At 65.0% G+C, this 17,767-nt stretch carries 19 protein-coding genes; 15 read left to right on the top strand and 4 right to left on the bottom strand.

What is annotated here, in order from left to right; translation table 11 throughout:
• The first annotated feature begins 22 nt into the window (after positions 1-22).
• Genes rpe through AC1ROB_RS01305 form a run of 4 tightly spaced genes read left to right on the top strand, consistent with a single transcriptional unit; the run spans position 23 to position 3,430 of the window.
• Positions 23-697: a ribulose-phosphate 3-epimerase gene (gene rpe, locus AC1ROB_RS01320; RefSeq protein ID WP_492972568.1), complete on the top strand. Its 675-nt coding sequence runs from the start codon at positions 23-25 to the stop codon at positions 695-697.
• Positions 698-742: 45 nt separating this feature from the next.
• Positions 743-2,380 (top strand): heparinase II/III family protein, encoded by a 1,638-nt coding sequence (locus AC1ROB_RS01315; protein ID WP_492972569.1) that lies wholly within the window; start codon positions 743-745, stop codon positions 2,378-2,380.
• Positions 2,356-2,922 (top strand): HutD/Ves family protein, encoded by a 567-nt coding sequence (locus AC1ROB_RS01310; RefSeq protein WP_492972570.1) that lies wholly within the window; start codon positions 2,356-2,358, stop codon positions 2,920-2,922. Before AC1ROB_RS01315 ends, AC1ROB_RS01310 begins: the two co-directional genes overlap by 25 nt.
• Positions 2,909-3,430: a HutD/Ves family protein gene (locus tag AC1ROB_RS01305; protein ID WP_492972571.1), complete on the top strand. Its 522-nt coding sequence runs from the start codon at positions 2,909-2,911 to the stop codon at positions 3,428-3,430. The genes AC1ROB_RS01310 and AC1ROB_RS01305 overlap by 14 nt, the downstream gene beginning before the upstream one ends.
• A 30-nt stretch (positions 3,431-3,460) precedes the next feature.
• On the opposite strand, the gene AC1ROB_RS01300 is transcribed toward AC1ROB_RS01305, so the two are convergent.
• Positions 3,461-4,456, bottom strand: coding sequence for an adenosine kinase (locus tag AC1ROB_RS01300; RefSeq protein WP_492972572.1), 996 nt, complete (start codon positions 4,454-4,456; stop codon positions 3,461-3,463).
• Between the two features lie 65 nt (positions 4,457-4,521).
• Here AC1ROB_RS01300 and AC1ROB_RS01295 point away from each other — a divergent pair, with 65 nt between their 5' ends.
• From AC1ROB_RS01295 to AC1ROB_RS01280, 4 genes are read left to right on the top strand one after another with little or no spacing between them, the layout of a single operon-like run.
• On the top strand, positions 4,522-5,970 hold the full coding sequence (locus AC1ROB_RS01295; RefSeq protein ID WP_492972573.1) for an amidase: 1,449 nt from the start codon (positions 4,522-4,524) through the stop codon (positions 5,968-5,970).
• Complete coding sequence (locus AC1ROB_RS01290; protein ID WP_492972574.1) at positions 5,967-6,671, top strand: EI24 domain-containing protein; 705 nt, start codon at positions 5,967-5,969, stop codon at positions 6,669-6,671. Before AC1ROB_RS01295 ends, AC1ROB_RS01290 begins: the two co-directional genes overlap by 4 nt.
• 43 nt (positions 6,672-6,714) lie before the next feature.
• Positions 6,715-7,431 carry a bactofilin family protein gene (locus AC1ROB_RS01285; protein WP_492972575.1) on the top strand — a complete coding sequence of 239 codons (717 nt, stop codon included), beginning with the start codon at positions 6,715-6,717 and terminating at the stop codon, positions 7,429-7,431.
• Between the two features lie 37 nt (positions 7,432-7,468).
• Entirely contained in the window at positions 7,469-7,918 is a 450-nt protein-coding gene (locus AC1ROB_RS01280; protein WP_492972576.1) for a hypothetical protein, read from the top strand.
• On the opposite strand, the gene AC1ROB_RS01275 is transcribed toward AC1ROB_RS01280, so the two are convergent.
• Positions 7,915-8,307 carry a hypothetical protein gene (locus AC1ROB_RS01275; protein WP_492972577.1) on the bottom strand — a complete coding sequence of 131 codons (393 nt, stop codon included), beginning with the start codon at positions 8,305-8,307 and terminating at the stop codon, positions 7,915-7,917. The genes AC1ROB_RS01280 and AC1ROB_RS01275 overlap by 4 nt on opposite strands.
• 243 nt (positions 8,308-8,550) lie before the next feature.
• Here AC1ROB_RS01275 and AC1ROB_RS01270 point away from each other — a divergent pair, with 243 nt between their 5' ends.
• Positions 8,551-9,468: a bile acid:sodium symporter family protein gene (locus tag AC1ROB_RS01270; protein WP_492972578.1), complete on the top strand. Its 918-nt coding sequence runs from the start codon at positions 8,551-8,553 to the stop codon at positions 9,466-9,468.
• Positions 9,469-9,493: 25 nt separating this feature from the next.
• Here the strand turns inward: AC1ROB_RS01270 and nth are convergent, their stop codons facing one another.
• Positions 9,494-10,141, bottom strand: a complete 648-nt coding sequence (gene nth / locus AC1ROB_RS01265; protein ID WP_492972579.1) for an endonuclease III — start codon at positions 10,139-10,141, stop codon at positions 9,494-9,496.
• A gap of 54 nt (positions 10,142-10,195) precedes the next feature.
• Between nth and AC1ROB_RS01260 the strand changes: the two genes are divergently transcribed.
• The 5 genes from AC1ROB_RS01260 to AC1ROB_RS01240 all read left to right on the top strand — a co-directional run bounded on the left by AC1ROB_RS01260 (position 10,196) and on the right by AC1ROB_RS01240 (position 15,518).
• Complete coding sequence (locus tag AC1ROB_RS01260) at positions 10,196-10,864, top strand: ribonuclease T2 family protein (RefSeq protein WP_492972580.1); 669 nt, start codon at positions 10,196-10,198, stop codon at positions 10,862-10,864.
• A 114-nt stretch (positions 10,865-10,978) separates the two neighbouring features.
• A complete protein-coding gene (locus AC1ROB_RS01255) occupies positions 10,979-13,153 on the top strand; it encodes a methyl-accepting chemotaxis protein (RefSeq protein WP_492972581.1) in 2,175 nt (724 codons plus the stop codon).
• A gap of 158 nt (positions 13,154-13,311) precedes the next feature.
• Positions 13,312-14,157, top strand: a complete 846-nt coding sequence (locus AC1ROB_RS01250) for a hypothetical protein (RefSeq protein WP_492972582.1) — start codon at positions 13,312-13,314, stop codon at positions 14,155-14,157.
• Positions 14,150-14,560: a hypothetical protein gene (locus AC1ROB_RS01245; protein WP_492972583.1), complete on the top strand. Its 411-nt coding sequence runs from the start codon at positions 14,150-14,152 to the stop codon at positions 14,558-14,560. The genes AC1ROB_RS01250 and AC1ROB_RS01245 overlap by 8 nt, the downstream gene beginning before the upstream one ends.
• A gap of 94 nt (positions 14,561-14,654) precedes the next feature.
• The gene (locus AC1ROB_RS01240) at positions 14,655-15,518 is read left to right on the top strand and encodes a hypothetical protein (RefSeq protein WP_492972584.1); all 864 of its coding nucleotides are present in this window, start codon (positions 14,655-14,657) and stop codon (positions 15,516-15,518) included.
• A 19-nt stretch (positions 15,519-15,537) separates the two neighbouring features.
• Here the strand turns inward: AC1ROB_RS01240 and AC1ROB_RS01235 are convergent, their stop codons facing one another.
• Positions 15,538-16,191, bottom strand: a complete 654-nt coding sequence (locus AC1ROB_RS01235; RefSeq protein WP_492972585.1) for a glutathione S-transferase family protein — start codon at positions 16,189-16,191, stop codon at positions 15,538-15,540.
• Positions 16,192-16,373: 182 nt separating this feature from the next.
• Here AC1ROB_RS01235 and AC1ROB_RS01230 point away from each other — a divergent pair, with 182 nt between their 5' ends.
• Positions 16,374-17,564, top strand: coding sequence for a polyhydroxyalkanoate depolymerase (locus AC1ROB_RS01230; RefSeq protein WP_492972586.1), 1,191 nt, complete (start codon positions 16,374-16,376; stop codon positions 17,562-17,564).
• Positions 17,565-17,767: the final 203 nt, after the last annotated feature.

The raw sequence follows: 17,767 nt of genomic DNA, 5'->3' as shown, positions 1-17,767 counted from the left end.
TCAAATTTGCTACGCCTGTGCCATGCCGCAGCAAGCCACCCGAATCGCCCCCTCGATCCTCTCGGCTGATTTTGCCCAACTGGGCGCCGAGGTTGTCGCCATCGACAAGGCCGGTGCCGATTACATCCATATCGATGTGATGGACGGCCATTTCGTGCCCAATCTCACCATCGGGCCGAGCGTGGTCGGCGCGTTGCGCAAACACACGAGTAAGACCTTCGACGTGCATCTGATGATCTCGCCCATCGATGCCTTCATCCCGCAATTCGCCGAGGCCGGCGCCGACATCATCACGGTGCATCCGGAAGCCGGTCCCCATGTGCATCGCACGCTGCAGCTCATCCGCTCTCTGGGCAAGAAGGCCGGCCTGTCGCTTAACCCTGGCACCCCGGTTGAAGCCGCGCTTGCCGTGCTGGACATGGTCGACCTTGTGCTGGTGATGAGCGTCAATCCCGGTTTCGGCGGGCAGAAGTTCATCCATACCCAGCTCGACAAGATTCGTGTCTTGCGCGCCGCCATCGACAAGAGCGGCCGCGCTATCGACCTGGAAGTCGACGGTGGCATCAATGCCGAGACGGCACAGCTTGCCGTCGATGCCGGTGCCGATGTGCTGGTGGCCGGCACCGCCACCTTCCAGGGCGGGCCGTCGGCCTATGCCGGCAACATCGCGCGGGTGCGCGCGTCCCGATCCAAGTGATCTGACGTGACTGCGGCACCGCTGCAGGATTCATTGGCGAGCAGAATGCGGCGGCGGCTGGCCGGCATCTGGTACGGCACGCGACTCTATGCCCTGGCCCTGCCGCGCAAGGCGCCACTGGAACTGCCGCTGCTGCCGGACGATCCGTTCCCGGGCGCGGTCTCGAATGCGGATCGCCTGTTCCAGGGCCGCTTCGTCTTTGCCGGCGCCGAGGTGGTGTCGCCCCATGCCGCGCCCTGGGGCATGACGGCTGCGGAGACCAAACTCGATCCCGTCAGTCACGCGGCCTGGGCAGCCGGCCTGCATGGCTTTGCCTGGCTGCGCGATTTTTCTGCCCAGGGTGGCGACATGGCGCGGCGCATGGCGCGCAGCCTGGTGGCCGACTGGATGGCGAAACATGCCGACCGCATTCATGGCCTGGCCTGGCGGCCCGATATCGCCGGCAGCCGTCTGGCCCATTGGATTCTCGCCGCGCATTTTCTGCTCGATGGCTGCGACGAGCGCTTCGCCCATGATTTCCTGCTGTTGATTGCGCGGCACCGCGCCCATCTCGGCCGCGCCGCATTGCATGCACCGGCCGGCCTGCCGCGTCTGCGCGCTTTGCTCGGTCTGGTCTATGGCATCGAAGCGATGGGCGATGGTGCCGACGGACGCGATGGTGCTGCCGCCATGCGCGACCTGGTCGCCTGCCTCGACAGTCAGGTTCATGCCGATGGCGGCCATGTCTCGCGCAATCCCTCGATACTTTACCGCCTTCTGCGTGACCTGATCGCGCTCTGGATGTTTCTCAAGGCGGTCGATCCCGAACGCGGCGCGATGCTGCAGGTCTATCTCGACCGCATGGCACCGATGCTGCGGTTTTTCCGCCATGGCGATGGCGGGCTGGCGCTGTTTCATGGCGGCGAGGAAGAGCAGCCGTCACAGATAGACCTGGCTCTCGATCTGTCGGAGTCCGGCGGCAAGCCGCTCAACTCGGCCAGCCACAGCGGCTTTGAACGCGCGGCTGCCAAACGCGCGCTGTTGCTGCTCGATGCTGCAGGGGCACCGGCGGCACATCTTGGCACGCCGCATCGTGGCCTGCTGTCGGCTGAATTCAGTCATGCCAAGGATCGCCTGATCGTCAACTGTGGTGCCGCCCGCCGCCCGGGTGGCGGCTGGAGCGAGGCCCTGCGCGGCGTCGCTGCGCACAGCACGGTCAGTCTTGGGACTGGCGAACCGGCGCAGGATGCCCGCGTCAGCGTCACGCGCAACGAACAGGACGGTGCGATCTGGTTCGAGGCCGAGCATGATGGCTGGCAGGCCAGTCATAACCGGCTGCATCGCCGCCGCCTGTATGTGGCGGCGGGCGGCGAGGACCTGCGCGGTGAGGATATCGTCACCGAGGCGCCCGTTTCAGCGAATGCGGGCATGCCGGTACAGGCGACGCTGAGGTTGCATCTGCACCCGTCCGTGCACGCGTCTTTGATCGGCAGCGGCGACACGGTGATCCTGAAGGGCAACAGCGGGCAGGGCTGGCGTTGGCGCGGTGCCGGTGGCGTGGTACGATTGGAAGACAGCGTGTATTTCGGTAGTCGCGACACCAGTACGGGCGGCGAACCGCGCCGCACCCAGCAGATAGTTATGACCGGTTCGGCCGGTGCGGAGTCACTGGTATTCAAATGGGCCCTTACAAAAATCAATTAGGCAAGTTCGGTCCGGTGCATGTGGAGCCTGGCAAGGCTCTGCCCGGCGCGAATCCGGCCGATGACAGCCAGCTGCTCAATCTGGCCAGCCTGCCAACGCATATCTGGAAGAATGGCGGCGGCGTCACCACCGATATCGCCATGGGGCCACCCGGCGCGACGTTGGACAATTTTCGCTGGCGCGTCAGCCGCGCGGTGATCGAGCGCGACGGGCCGTTTTCGGTTTTCCCGGGCATCACCCGCTGGATCGCGCTGATGGACGGCGCCGGCTGTCATCTCGATTTCTCCGACGGCACCTCGCTCGACCTGGTGAAGCATCGCGTCTTCTGGTTCTCCGGTGATCTCGTCACGCAATGCCGGCTCAAGGGCGGGCGACCCTGCACGGTGATTAACGTGATGGCGCAGGCCGACGTGACCATGCGCGTGAATGTGCAGCGCAGTCGCCAGCCGCTGCCGTCACAGGGCCATGCTGCGGTCTCCAGTTCCGGTGCCGCCGTGCGCCTCGATGCCTCTTATGTGTTGACGGCCGATGCGGATCGCTGAACCCCGCCCGCACGACAAGCCGGCTGGCACGCTGATCGATCTCGCCGCGCTGCCGGCGCAGCCATGGAAGAATGGCGGTGGCACCACCACGCAGATCGCCATCGATCCGCCCGAGGCCAGTCTTGACACCTTCGCCTGGCGCATCAGCAGCGCGCGTATCGAGGTCGACGGACCTTTCTCGGTCTTCGCTGGCGTCACGCGCTGGATTATGCTGCTACAGGGCAACGGCTTCGTGCTGGAGTTTCCCGGCGGCCGTTCGCTCACCGTGGCCAAGCCCTTCGTGCTGCATCGTTTCGACGGCGGTCTGCGCACGCGCTGCCGTCTGATCGATGGCCCCTGCACCGATCTGAATGTCATGGCGCGCCGCGACCTCAGCCTCAATGTCACCGTGACGACGGCGACCGCGGATGCTCCGCCCGAGGGCCATGCCCTGCGCCAGGCCGCAGGCGCGCAGATACGGCTCTCGGTCGGTCGCCTGCTGCGGGTCCTGGTCGCCGGCGAAGCCTGAGCCGCCCGGAATTCGGATCGCTGCCGGGCTTTAGCTCTTCAGGGCTTTCTCAGCCAGATCCTTGATCGAACCCTGCGGGCGCGGGCCGATCTGGGCAATCACGGCGGCGGCGCAGAGCGAGCCGAGCGTGCCGGCCTGATGCAGGTTGAAGCCATGGGTCAGGCCATAGAGGAAGCCCGAGGCGTAGAGGTCGCCGGCGCCGGTGGTGTCCACCACCTTCACGCCCTTCACCGCGTCGATGATATGCACGGCTTCGCCGGCCACGATCACCGAACCCTTTTCCGAACGCGTCAGCGCCGCGACATCGACATGCTGGCGCACATGCTGCAGCGCGGAGTCGAAATCCTGCACCTGGTACAGCGCGGTGATCTCGGACTCGTTGGCGAACAGGATGTCGATGTGGTTTTCGACGAGGTTGAGGAATTCGGCGCGATGGCGATCGACGCAGAAGCTGTCCGACAGCGTCATCGCCACCTTGGCGCCGTTCTCATGGGCCAGCCGCATGGCCTTGCGCATGGCGTCCTTGGCGGTCGGCTGATCCCACAGATAGCCTTCCAGATAGACGATTTCAGCCTTGGCGACGGCGGCCGGATCCACATCGTCTGGCGTCAGGCCGACGCAGGCGCCCAGATAGGTGTTCATGGTGCGCTGCGCATCGGGCGTAATCAGGATCATGCAGCGCGCGGTCGAGGGGCCGTCGGTGGCCGGGGCATTATCGAACACGACACCCAGGTTGCGGATTTCGCGGATGAACACGGCGCCCAGCGTGTCGTTGCGCACGCGGCCGATATACTGGACGGAGCCGCCCAGCGCGGCGACGCCGGCGGCAGTATTGGCGGCAGAACCGCCCGAGGTCTCGGTGGCGTGGCGCATCTCGGCATAGATCGCCTCGGCCCGGCCGCCATCGATCAGCGTCATGCTGGCCTTGGTCATGCCATGGGTGTCGATGAAATTGTCGTCCACCTTGGCCAGCACATCGACGATGGCATTGCCGATGGCGAGAACGTTGTTGCGAGCAGTGGTCATGGACGGCTTTCCGGGTCAGGATGAACGCCGCTACTCTGTAACCAATCGGCAGAAGGAAGGCAAATATGGACGCGTTGATCCGGATGACGGCCCGGCAGGCTGTGGCGGCCCTCAAATCCCGCGAGGTCACCCCGGCGGAACTGATCGATGCCGCCGCAGCCCGGATTGCCGCCGTCGAGCCCCAGGTCAATGCCCTGCCCACACTATGCCTGGACCGGGCCCGGGCGCTGGCCGCCAGGCTGGTGCCGCCCGATCCGGCCCCGCCGGGCTATCTTTACGGCCTGCCGATGGCCACCAAGGATCTCGTCGATGTGGCGGGCGTGCGCTCCACCCAGGGCAGCCGCGTTTTCGCCGATTACGTGCCGGCCAAATCCGGCTGGTCGGTCGAACGGCTGGAAGGCAACGGGGCGCTGATTATCGCCAAGTCGAACACGCCGGAATTCGGCGCCGGCTCGCAGACCTTCAACGATGTCTTCGGCACCACCACCAATCCGTGGAATACCGCCACCACCCCGGCCGGGTCCTCGGGCGGTGCGGCGGCGGCCCTGGCGGCGGGCGAAGTCTGGCTCGCTGATGGCTCCGATCTCGGCGGTTCCTTGCGCATTCCCGCCAGCTTCACCTCCGTGGTCGGCCTGCGTCCGTCGCCCGGCCGTGTTGCCTTCGGTCCGCGCGCGCTGCCCTTCGATCCGCTGTCGGTCTACGGCCCGATGGCGCGCAACGTGGCCGATTGCGCCCTGATGCTGGATGCGATGAGCGGCTTCGAGCCGCGCGATCCCTTAAGTATTCCGGCGCCAGAGCGGAGCTTCGTTGCGTCTGTCGATCACGCCATGGTCACTGGTCGTCTGCCGAGTCGATTTGCTAGTGGCTGCCGTATCGGCTGGTCGGCGGATCTTGGTCTCTCGCCGGTCGATGCGGAAGTGCTGCAGCTCTGCGAAGCCGCCGTGAAGCGGATTGAAAAGCTGGGCGCCGCGGTCAGCGACGAGATTCCCGATTTCAGTGGGGCGGAAGAGTGTTTCCAGGTTCTGCGCGCCGCCAACTTCGCCGTCACCGTATGGCCGAAGATCAAGGACAAGACCGATCTGGTGAAACCGGAAGTGATCTGGAATGCCGAGAAGGGGCTCAAGCTCACCGGCGAGGAAAAAGCGCAGGCCCTGCGCACACAGGGGCTCATCTACAATCGCGTCGCCAGTTTCTTCGAGAAGCACGATTTCCTGGTGCTGCCCACCTGCGTGGCGCCGCCCTTCGATCATCGCAAGCGCTATCTGGAAGAAGTCGCCGGCCGCAAATTCGACACCTACATTTCCTGGCTGGTGCTCACCTTTGCCATCACCATCACCGGCACGCCGGCGATCTCGATTCCCTGCGGCTTTACCCGCAAGGGACTACCGGTCGGACTCCAGATCGTGGCGCGGCCGCGCGCCGAGGCCGAATTGCTGGCCTTCAGTGCGGTGCTCGAGGCCGATCTGGGGCTGAGCCAGAACGTGCCCCTCGATCCGATTGCAGGCACGGCATGATCGCCGCGTCCTTCTCGCGCGCGCTGGCGCAGCTGCCCGATCCGGCTTTCCGCAGCGTGCTGGTGAAGTCGCTGCTGATCAGCATGGTGGTGTTCGGCCTGCTGGCGGTCGGCCTGTGGTCGGCTTTGCTGCTGCTGCCGGAAACGCAGCAGACCTGGATCGACTGGGTGGTCGGCTTCCTCTCGGGTGTCGGCTTCTTCCTCGGCATGATGCTGCTGTTTCCGGCGGTAATGACCGCAGCCATCGCCCTGTTCATCGACGATATCGCCGATGCGGTGGAGGCACGCTATTACCCTGGCCAGCCGCGCGGCCGGCCGGTGGCCTTCTGGCCGGCGCTGGGCAACGCGCTGCGGTTTCTCGCCACCGTGCTGCTGATCAACCTGGCGCTGCTGCCGCTCTATGCCGTGCTGCTGTTCTTCCCGCCGCTGTCCTGGCTGCTGTCGGTCACCGTGAACGGCTGGCTGGTCGGCCGCGAGTATTTCGAGGCGGTGGCCTTCCGCTACCAGCCGCGCGCCGAGGCCGATCTGCTGCGCCGCCGGCGCCGTGGCGATGTCTGGCTCTGCGGCGTGCTCATTGTCCTTCTGTTAACCATTCCGCTGGTAAATTTTCTTGTCCCGATTGTAGCGACCGCTTTCATGGTACATGTCTACAAGCGATTGCACATGACAGGCCCGCATCAATCGGGCGGGACAGGCCTTTAACGCCGGCAGTACAGGGCTGCCAGACGGATATGAGGAGTGCCGCATGTTTGGTCGCAAGAAGCCGAGTACTGAGAGCGCCGCGCCGTTGCCGCTCGCCCCGGAGCCGAAGCAGCCTGAACTGGCGATCGGCCCCGTCGCTGCCGCGCCGGCTCCGCTGAAGGCGCTCGATGACGACCTGCCGCCGATGCCCAGCCATCTGCGCGCGGTCGGCAAGCCCGTCCTGCCCACTGCCCCCGTATCCGCACCCGTATCCTCAGGAGCTCCCGTCATGGCCGAAGTGACCCCCCCGACCCCGACCTTCCGTCCCGAAATCGCCAAGCGTCCGAATGCCGACCTCGCGCCCAAGGCCGTGGTGCAGGCCAGCGCCGGTTCGGTCTCCTCGCCGTCTTCGGGCACCAATACCGAACCGAAAGTGCTGCTGATCGGTCGCGAAATCAGCCTGACCGGCCAGATCACCGCCTGCGACAAGGTGGTGGTGGAAGGCCGAGTCGAGGCCCAGCTGACCGACAGCCGTTTTGTCGAGATCACCGAAAGCGGCCAGTTCAAGGGCTCGGCCGAGGTGGATGAAGCGGAAATCCGCGGCCGCTTCGAGGGTCGCCTCAGTGTGCGTGGCCGCCTGCTCATCCGTGGCAGCGGCAAGGTTTCGGGCGAGATCGCCTATGGCCAGGTCGAGATCGAATGCGGCGGCGAGATTTCCGGCACGGTGCAGACTGTGGCGGCGGGCGCCCGTCCGGCCACGTCATCGGCGGCCGCCGAATAACTTTTTTTCTCAGGCCTATCTGTTTAAGCTGCGCGGCGTGAAAACGCCGCGCTTCTTTTTTGTCCTGCCGTTCCTGCTCGGGCTTGCCGCCTGTGGCGGCCGGCCGGCGGCTACGCCCGCCACCGGTGTGATGCCGGGCGAGGTACTCGATCTTTCCCTGGTGCACCAGCAGCCGAACGAGCCGCCGCGCCGCGCCGTCTCCGCCGATGTGGTGCGCAAGTCCGAGGCCGAGGCGCGGGCGCTGTTCGGCGTGCCGACGGCGCTGCGTCGGGAACCGCCGGGTGAGGTCTGGCAGTATCAGGCGGAATTGCCGCGCTGCACGCTGCTGCTGTTTCTCTATCCCGATGATGCCGCCGCGCGCCTGCGCGTCAGCCATGCCCAGGTCCTGAGCCGCGTGCGCGGCCAGACAGTGGACGACAGCGACTGTCTCGCAGCCCTGCTCAAGACGCCGCAGCCGGCCGGGCCGGCGGCACGGCCGCTCTCCTAGTCCAGATCCAGGAACTCGGTGCGGAAGTCGGCATAGGTCAGCACGCGCAGGCCTTCCACATCCGGGATCGCGCGTGCCGTCTGCATCAGCTGGTCCGTCAGGGCCTGGTCGTCAGTCACGAACAGGTCGCAGTGGGTTTTCGCCGCCGCCGCGATCATGGCGTCGCGCGCGGCATCCCAGCGGCTATTGAGTGACACCGTCTCGCAGCCCAGTTCGTGATACAGCTCCAGCAGCCGCAGGCGCCGCGGGATATCGGCGATCTGATGCAGCTCGTCTTCCTGCACGCGCGTGGTCACCAGGTTCAGCGGCATGCCGATGATCCGTGCGGCATCGTCATGCGCCAGGATCTGATCGTAGGCATTGGTGTCGAACATCAGACAGAGCGTCATGGCCTGCGCCGCCACTGTGCTGGCGTCAGCACGCTATCCAGCAGACCGCCGGCGCAGCCGGAGGTGAGGCTGCATGGCCGCTGCTCGGGCAAGGCGTTCGTCCCCTTCATTTCTCCCTCTGCGCCGCTGCTTGCGGGCCGGGCCGGCATCCGGCGACAATGGTCGCCATCGCGACTCCGGCCAGTTTACCCCAGAATGCCGCAGCAAGCCGGGCGGAACAACCGTACCGGACAGAGAGGAAATATGACGGATTCGTCCATTGATGCGGTCCTGATCCAGATTAACGCCACCGGCCAGCTGGTCCTGGGGGGCGTTCTGGCCGTCATCATGTTCGGGGTGGCGCTGGACCTGCGGTTCAGCGATTTTGCCGATGTCCTGCGCCGGCCGCTGGCGCCGTTTTCGGGCCTCGCCGCCCAGCTGCTGGTGCTGCCGGCCGTCACCTGGGCCATCACCATGGTGATGCAGCCGGCCCCCAGCATCGCGCTGGGCATGATGGTGGTGGCGGCCTGCCCGGGCGGCAATCTGTCCAATCTGCTGACTCATATGGCGCGCGGCAACACCGCGCTGTCGGTCAGCATGACCGGCATCTCCAGCATCCTCGCCGTGGTGACCACGCCGCTGAACATTCTCTTCTGGGCCTCGCTCAATCCTGCAACCGCCGTGCTGCTGCGGCAGGTGAGCATCGAACCGGTCTCCTTCATCGGCTCCACCGTCATGATCCTCGGCATTCCGATGGTCGCCGGCATGCTCACCGTACGCTACTGGCCCGGTGCTGCTGCCCGGTTGCGGCGGCCCTTCCAGATTCTGTCACTGTTGTTCCTGGTCGTGTTCATCGCCGCCACCGTGGTGGCGAATGGCCGGCATCTGGGCGTCTTCCTCACCCAGATCCTGCCGCTGGTGGTGCTGCATAACACTGTCGCTGTCCTGCTGGGCTGGGCAGCGGCGCGAGTCTGGCGGCTCAGCGCCTTCGACACCCGTGCCATGACCATCGAGGTCAGCATGCATAATTCCGGCCTGGGCCTGGCGCTGATCCTCAATCATTTCGATGCGCTCGGTGGCGCGGCGCTGATCGCGGCCGGCTGGGGCGTATGGCATATTGTGTCGGGCTGGGCGCTCGCCGCATGGTGGAAGCGCCAGGATCAGCGGGCTGGTTTTGCCTAGGCAGGGATTGCCATGCTGCCTCAGGTTAAGTTTCGTCCGGCGCTTTCGTCTTCGGCTTGAAGGCGCAGTCGACGGCGACGATGCAGCGCCAGCAGTCCGGTTTGCGCGCCTTGCAGATATAACGGCCGTGCAGGATCAGCCAGTGATGGGCATGCTGGACATATTTTTTCGGCACGGCCTTTTCCAGCGCCAGTTCCACATGCAGCGGCGTCTTGCCCTTGGCCAGGCCGGTGCGGTTGCCGACCCGGAAGATATGGGTGTCGACGGCAATCGTCGGCTCGCCCCAGATCACGTTCAGCACCACATTGGCGGTCTTGCGGCCGACGCCGGGCAATTCCTGCAAAGCGTCGCGGTCGCGTGGCACCTCGCCGCCATGGCGTTCGATCAGCAGCTTCGACAGCGCGATCACATTCTTGGCCTTGGTGTTGAACAGGCCGATGGTCTTGATGTGTTGTTTCAGTCCGTCTTCGCCCAGCTTCAGCATGGCCTGCGGCGTGGTCACCGTCTTGAACAGTTTCTCGGTCGCCTTGTTGACGCTGACATCGGTGGCCTGGGCCGACAGCGCCACGGCGACCAGAAGCGTATACGGGTTGACGTATTTCAGCTCGGTCTGCGGCGCCGGATCGGCGGCCGACAGCGTGGCGAAGAAATGTTCGATCTGGGCAGGCTTCATGAACGGGTGATGGGGCTTGGCAGACGCGGGCTGGTCAGTGATCTTTAGACTGCCATGAAAGGCTTTAGCAAGCTCGCCCTGCTGCTGTTGCTCCTGTCTGCCCTGCCGTCTGCGGCCGTGGCGCAGGAGCAGTGCCGTCTGCCGTCCCGCATCGAGGCCGCGGCCTGTCCTGCGGCGGGCCGCGAGGAAGCGCGCGGGGTAAAAGGCGATTTCGACCATTACGTGCTGAGCTTCAGCTGGTCGCCGGCCTTCTGCGCCGGGCCGGGGGGCAAGCGAGCGACGCTGCAATGCCGCGACAACCGCTTCGGCTGGGTGGTGCATGGCCTGTGGCCGCAATACGCAGACCGGCGCGCCGGCCAGCGCTGGCCGCAATATTGCGGCCGGGCCGATCTCGTGCCCGAGCCGGTGCTGCGCCGGCATCTCTGCACCTCGCCGGATCCGCGGCTGATGCAATGCGAATGGGCCAAGCATGGCAGCTGTAGCGACTTCGCCGACCCGGCCGGCTATTTCGAGGCCATCGAAAGGCTGCGCGCCCGGCTCACGCTCCCGGAGCCGCAAAGCGGTCTGGGCACCGCCGCTTTCGAAAGCGCGGTGACGGCGGCCAACGCCGCCGCCGGACTGGAGCGCCATCATCTGCAGGCTGTCGGCGGACCCGACGGCATCCGCGAGTTGCGGGTCTGCGTCAGCCGCGATCTCGGCCGGTTCATCCCCTGCCGGGGCTGAATCCCGGAACTTGTGCGCGAATAAAAGACAATTGAAATCCCCCATCGCTATTGTCGGCCTGCAGACAATCGTATGAAATCCACCGGAGATAAGTGGAGTTTCTGGGGGGAAATCATGATTTTACAGCGCTCGATCGGTGCGCGGCTTATTGCCGCCATGCTGGGCATCACCTTTGCCGTCACCGCGGTCATCGCCAGTTACATGTTTATCAAGCAGGTGAGCTCGGCCGGGGAAGACCTGCGCGACGATCTGCAGGGCAAATACGAGGCGGTGCTGGAAGGCATCGATTTCGAGGGCCGCACGGTTTCGGCGGTCAGCGCCACCCTCACCGGCCTCAGGCCGCTGCAGGAAGCCGTGGCCAGGGGCGATCGCGAGGCCGGCCTCGCGCTGCTGACCGAGAGCCTGAAGATCCTGCAGCAGCGTCAGGGCGTCGGCCTGATCACGGTGCAGACGCCGGCCGGCGTTGCCCTGTTGCGTGTCCATTCGCCGACCAACCACAGCGACAATGTGCTGAGCCGCCGCCAGACGGTGAAGCAGGCCATAGATACCGGCAAACCCCATACCGGCATCGAACCGGGCCGCGAGACGCTGAGCCTGTTCTCCTCGCATCCGCTGCTGCATGAGGGCAAGCTGGTTGGCGTGGTCGATACCGGCACCAATCTGAGCGCCGAATTCCTGCAGCGCATGAAGCGCCATCTGAATGTCGATCTCACCCTGCATCTGCTGACCGAAGACAAGCTGAATGTCTATGCCAGCACCTTTGCCGAGAAGACCACGGCAAGCGAGGCCGAGTATCGCGCGGCACTCGGCGGCGCACAGTCGGTGAAAACCGGCACGTTCAAAGGCCGCCAGACCACCACGCTGCTGGCGCCGCTGAATAACTTTTCCGGCAAGGCCATCGCCGTACTCGAGATCGTCGCCGATACCGAACGTCAGGCTGCCGAACAGCGCCATGAGCTGCTGATTATCGGCCTGTTCACGCTGGTCACCCTGCTGCTCACCGCCGCTGTCGCCGTCTGGCTGTCGCGCGGTCTGAGCCGTCCGGTCACGGCGATGACGGAATCGATGCAGACTCTGGCCGCTGGCGATCTCGACCGAGAGATTCCGGCGCAGGATCGCGTGGATGAACTCGGCGCCATGGCCAAGGCCGTGCAGGTGTTTCGTGAACAAGCCCTCGAAAACCGTCGCATGGCGGCCGAGCGCGACAGCCAGCGCCAGGCGTACGAGGATCAGCGCAAGGCCCAGGAAGACGAACTGGATCGCTCCATCGGCGGCATCGTCGCGGCAGCGGCGGCCGGCGATCTGAGCCAGCGTATTGCTGTCGACGGCATGGATGGCGTGATGCGGCGCCTGGGCGATGGCGTGAACACCTTGGTCGCCACCACCGATGGTGCGCTGAAGGAACTGGGCACGGTGCTCGATCGCCTGGCCGAGGGTGATCTCAGTGGCCGTGTGCAGGGCAACTACGCCGGTGTCTTCGCCGGCCTGCAGCAGGCGACCAACAGCATGGCTGAGCGTATCTCGGAGGTCGTGCGCGGCCTGTCGCAGAATGCCGAAGCGGTGAATGCGGCGGCAGCCGAAATCTCGACCGGCAGCCAGGATCTGGCCAGCCGCACAGAATCGCAGGCTGCCAGCATTGAAGAGACGGCCGCCTCGATGCACGAGATCACGGCGACCGTGCGCCAGAATGCCGACAATGCCCAGGCGGCCAGCCAGCTGGCGGTGGTGGCGCGCGATGCCGCAGAAAAGGGTGGCGGCGTGGTGTCAAATGCGGTGACTGCGGTCAGTCGCATCGAGGACAGTGCCCAGAAGATTTCCGACATCGTGTCGCTGATCGACGAGATCGCCTTCCAGACCAATCTTCTGGCCTTGAATGCGTCTGTGGAAGCGGCGCGGGCCGGCGAGTCCGGCAAGGGCTTTGCCGTGGTCGCCCAGGAGGTGCGGGCGCTGGCCCAGCGTTCCGCCAATGCCTCGAAGGACATCAAGGCGCTGATCGCGGAATCCAACACCCAGGTCAAGACCGGTGCGGCGCTGGTCAACCAGACCGGCCAGTCGCTGACCGAGATCGTGGCTTCGATCAAGAAGGTGTCGGATATCGTGGCCGAGATCGCCGCCGCCTCGCGCGAACAGGCGACCGGGCTGGATCAGGTCAATACGGCGGTCGGCAGCATGGACGAAATGACCCAGCGCAACGGCGCCTTGGTCGAGGAAACCTCGGCTTCGGCCCAGGCGCTCGCCGGTCAGGCCCAGGAGCTGGCCGGGCTGGTCGGGTTCTTCCGGCTCCGGTGATATCAGGGCCGGCAGCGGGGCTGCACGCTCCGGCTGCCGGTCTCCGGGCCGGTTCGCATTATTCGTGCATAACCATTACTAGTTTTTAATATACCAATATACAACCAAACCCCGTTACTCTGACCCCAGGGTTAAGAGGCGTTGCCAGGGGTGGCAGAGTGAATCAGTCGAGCCAATCGGGACATCTGCGGCAGGAAACCCTGCGGCTGCTGGCTCAGGTCGAAAAGCAGGGCCTGGATATCGCGCGCGCCTATCAGGACGGCAGCGACGTGTCCGGCCGCTTCACCGATTTTCGCCGCTTCATTGAAAAGGTCGACCACTTCTACGTCTTCATCGATCTGGTGGAAGAACGCCTGCCGGGCTTCGACGACGACAAGCGCGCCGCGCTGAAGCGCCATCTGGCCGATATCCGCTGGCGCATCGTCATCGTCGAAGTCGATACGACGCAGATTTTCCTGGTGCGTATCGGTGAGTCCAGCCTGCCCTGGCCGCTGGGCAGCCGGCAGTTCCTGCAGCGCCGGCTCGAGCGCCTGGACGAGATTGACGCCTATTTCGATGCCTTCGGCGAGATCTATGAACTGCAGCCGCTGAGCGAGGCGATGGTGCGCGCGGTCAGCGACCTGCTGAAGGCGCAGATTCCGCGGGCCACCGAACTGAACGACTTCACCAGCAGTGTGCTGGTACGGCCGGAAGAGATGACCGTGCAGCTCGACCGCGGTGGCGCCGCCCGTCGCCGCAGCCCGCCGCCGCTGCCCCAGCGTGCGCCGACTCCGCCCTTCCGGATACGCGAGATGGATGGCCGCTTCTATGCCGATCGCGATGGCATCGTGGCGGTGAGCGAAGCCTGCCGCGTGGCGCAGATGAGCCTCGATGATCTCGCCCGCCGGCTGGGCATGAGCCGGCCAAGCCTGGTGCTGCTGCTGAACGGCAGCGATCCGCTGGCGCGCGGCGCGGTGGATGAGATCCGCAGCTTCGTCAAAACCCATGGCGGCAGTTATGTCTGAGCGGGCCTCCCGCGCACCGAGTCAGCAGATCGCCTATGAGGTTGATGAGATCAGCCGCATCATCACCGTGGTCTATATCGGCGCGCTGACCGATGCCGATGTGCTGGATTTCTATCGCGGCCTGGTGGGCAGCAGGGCCGATGCATCCGATTACGATTTCCTGCTCGACATGCGCTACACCGACTGGGCGGCGCAGATCGAAACCATTGCCGGAATCGATGCCCTGTTCAGCGACGGCAGCCGCCTGGAAGCCCGCCGCATCGCCGTGGTTCGCAAGGACCATGCCGTTGCCTACGAGCGCGACAGCGCCCTGATCCGCCATGGCATCGGCAATCGCCGGATTCAGTATTTCGCCGCTCTGGATACCGGTCGCAACTGGCTGACCGGACTGCCGCCAGTCTAACCTTTCGCTTACCGTAGACGGAAAGTTATCCCGGACAGGCCAGGATGAGCCTAGGGTGTCGGCATAACGGCTGACGGAATCGCGGAGCGGCAGAATGGCCCCCAAAGCAAATGACCTGCGTGCGGCGGCGCTGGCCCTGGTTAGCCAGGTGGAGCGCCAGGCCATGGACATTGCCCGCTACTACAACAATGGCGATGGTGTGGCCGACAGCTTTGTCAATTTCCGTACCCTGATCGACAAGCTGGACCAGTTCCATGTCTTTGTCGGCCTGGTGGAGAACCGGCTGGGCGATTTCGAACCCGAGAAACAGGCGGTGCAGGCGAAGAACCTGACCGATATCCGCTGGCGTCTCCTGCTGCTGGAGGTCGCCGCCACGCGCGGCTTCCTGGTACGTTTCATCGCCAGTGGCAAGCCCTGGCCGCTCGGCAGCAAGGCCTTTGTGGCGCGGCGCCAGGGCCGGCTGGACGAAATCACCGCTTTCCATGCCGATATCGGCCAGAAATACGATCTGCCGCTGCTGGATGCCGGATTGCTGCGCGAGGTGACGGATCTGCTGGAAACCCAGCTGGGTCTCAGCCGCGCGCTGGACGATTTCAGCGCGCCGGATTTTGCCGCCGGCCTCGACAGTTTCGCTCCGCCACCGCCACCGCCGCGCCGGGAACCGCCGCCCGTGCGCGTCGCCCCACCGCCCGCCACGGCACCGGTGGCCAGTGCCCTGCCGCCCAAGCGGCGCCTGAACACGCGCCATGAGGGCGACAATGTCTATATCGATGCCGAGGGTGCCTCGGTGGTGAACGACGCCTGCAAGGTGGCGAAGATCACGCTGGACGAGCTGGCCAGCCAGCTGGCGCTCAGCCGCTCGACACTGGTGCTGATGCTCAACGGCAGCGATGCCATCGAGAAAAAGCCGCTGAACCAGCTGCGCAACTTTGTCGGCCGCAATGGCGGCCTAGTATAGGGGCGGCCCGGTATAGGCCTCAGAACTCGACGTCGAGCTCGTCCAGATCCTCAGGTTCCGATTTTGCAGCGCCGATCCATTCCTGCATGATCGGCCAGGCCATCACGGTCTGGCAGTAGGCGGCGCAGGCCGGATCCAGCTTCACGTCATAGGTGAGGAAGCGGGTGCAGACCGGGGCATACATCGCATCGGCCACACTGGGCTTCGCCCCGAACAGCCAGGGGCCGCCGTAAGCCGTGAAGCAGTCGCGCCAGATCGTCACCACGCGCTCGATATCGGCCTGGGCCCCGGCCCAGACCTTGAAGCCCGGGTAATGCGCCTTCAGGTTCATCGGCAGGGCCGAGCGCAGATTGGAAAAGCCCGAATGCATCTCGCCCGAGATCGAGCGGCAATGGGAACGCTGCACCGTGTCGGTTGGCAATAATCCGGCATCGGGGAAGATTTCCCCTAGGTAAGCTGCGATCGCCAGGGTGTCCCAGACCGAGATGGCGCCATGGGTCAGCCGCGGCACCAGGAAGCTGGGCGAGAGCAGCAGAAGCTCGGCGCGGGTCGAGGGATCGTCGCTGGACAGCAGCTTTTCCTCGAAATCGAGCCCGGCCATGCGGCAGAGCAGCCAGCCGCGCAGCGACCACGACGAGTAGTTCTTGCTGCTGATGGTCAGTGTGGCCTTCATCCCGTCCGTCCCCCAGCCTTTGTCTGATACATATATCTCGCATTGCAGCGTAAACTGCATTAGCTTTTTTTGCAGATCGGAACGGCAGCCGTGGGGGAGTGCCGCCGGTCGGGGGCAGTAGGCCCCAAAACCCGCGGGGCCTGACGCTGCTTTATCTTGCTTACCAGACCCAGGCCGACCTGATGGCGCCCCTGCGCCAGCTGGCCTCCAGCGCCCTGCCGGGGCTGCAGCAGATGGCATCGATGAATCCGGGCCTGCGCGGCATCGCGGCCTATACCGAGATGGTGTCGCGCGCCGGCATCAGCCATGGCCGCCCGCCCTATAACATCGAGAGCGTCAAGGTCGGCAACCGCGAGGTGCCGGTGGTCGAGGAACCGGCCCTGGTGATGCCGTTTGGCACCCTGCTGCATTTCAAGAAGAACCTGGATGCCACCCAGTCGCATCTGGGGGTGCAGCCGCGCGTGCTGGTGATCGCGCCGCTGTCGGGGCATTTCGCCACCCTGCTGCGCGACACCGTGGCCACCATGCTGCCCGACCACGATGTCTATATCACCGACTGGCACAATGCCCGCGACGTGCCGCTCAGTGCCGGCCGCTTCGGCTTCGAGGATTATGTCGATCACCTGATCCATTTCCTCGAGATGATCGGGCCGGGCGCCCATATGGTGGCGGTGTGCCAGCCCTGCGTGCAGGCGCTGGTGGCGGCCAGCGTAATGGCCGAGAACAAGCACAAGGCGCAGCCGCGCTCGATGACCCTGATGGCCGGGCCGATCGACACCCGCCTCAATCCCACCAAGGTCAACACTCTGGCCAAGGAGCACCCGATCGAGTGGTTCAAGGAGAAACTGCTCTCCACCGTGCCGCCGGGCCTGCCGGGCGCGGGCCGCAAGGTCTATCCCGGCTTCATGCAGCTTACGGCCTTCATGAGCATGAACATGGACCGCCATGTGAAGGCGCATGTCGAACTGTTCGAAAACCTGTGGCGCGGCGATATCGCCCAGGCGACCAAGACCAAGGATTTCTACGACGAATATTTCGCCGTGCTCGACCTCGATGCCGAATTCTATATCGAGACGGTGCAATGGGTGTTCCAGGAACACCGCCTGCCGCTCGGCACGCTCACCCATCGCGGCCGGGCGGTGAACCCGAAGGCGATCCGCAAGACGGCCCTGCTCACCGTGGAAGGCGAGCGCGACGATATCTGCGCCATCGGCCAGACGGTGGCGGCGCATGATCTCTGCACCGGCCTCAAGCCCTATATGAAGCGCCATCACCTGCAGGCCGGCGTGGGCCATTACGGCGTGTTCAGCGGCAAACGCTGGGCCAACCAGATCTATCCTCTGGTGAAAAACACCATCCTGGCCAGCGAATAGGGCTTAAGTCTCTGATGCTGCTGGCCTAGGCGGGCTTGGTCATGGCCGATTGGGCGCCAATTGGAGCCTATGTGGAGCCAGTTGAGGCCCATTGCGGGCCAGTTCGATCCCGTTCAGAGCCAGTTATGTCCCATGCCGAGCCGATCGAGTCCGATTGCGGCCAATCGGGCGGAGCAAGACGTATTCACGATGGGCAAGAGCGA

The sequence above is a fragment of the Ferrovibrio sp. GW821-FHT12F09 genome, assembly GCF_058806775.1.
Note: the sequence above shows the minus strand (reverse complement) of the source record. Positions and strands in the feature narration are given on the sequence as shown.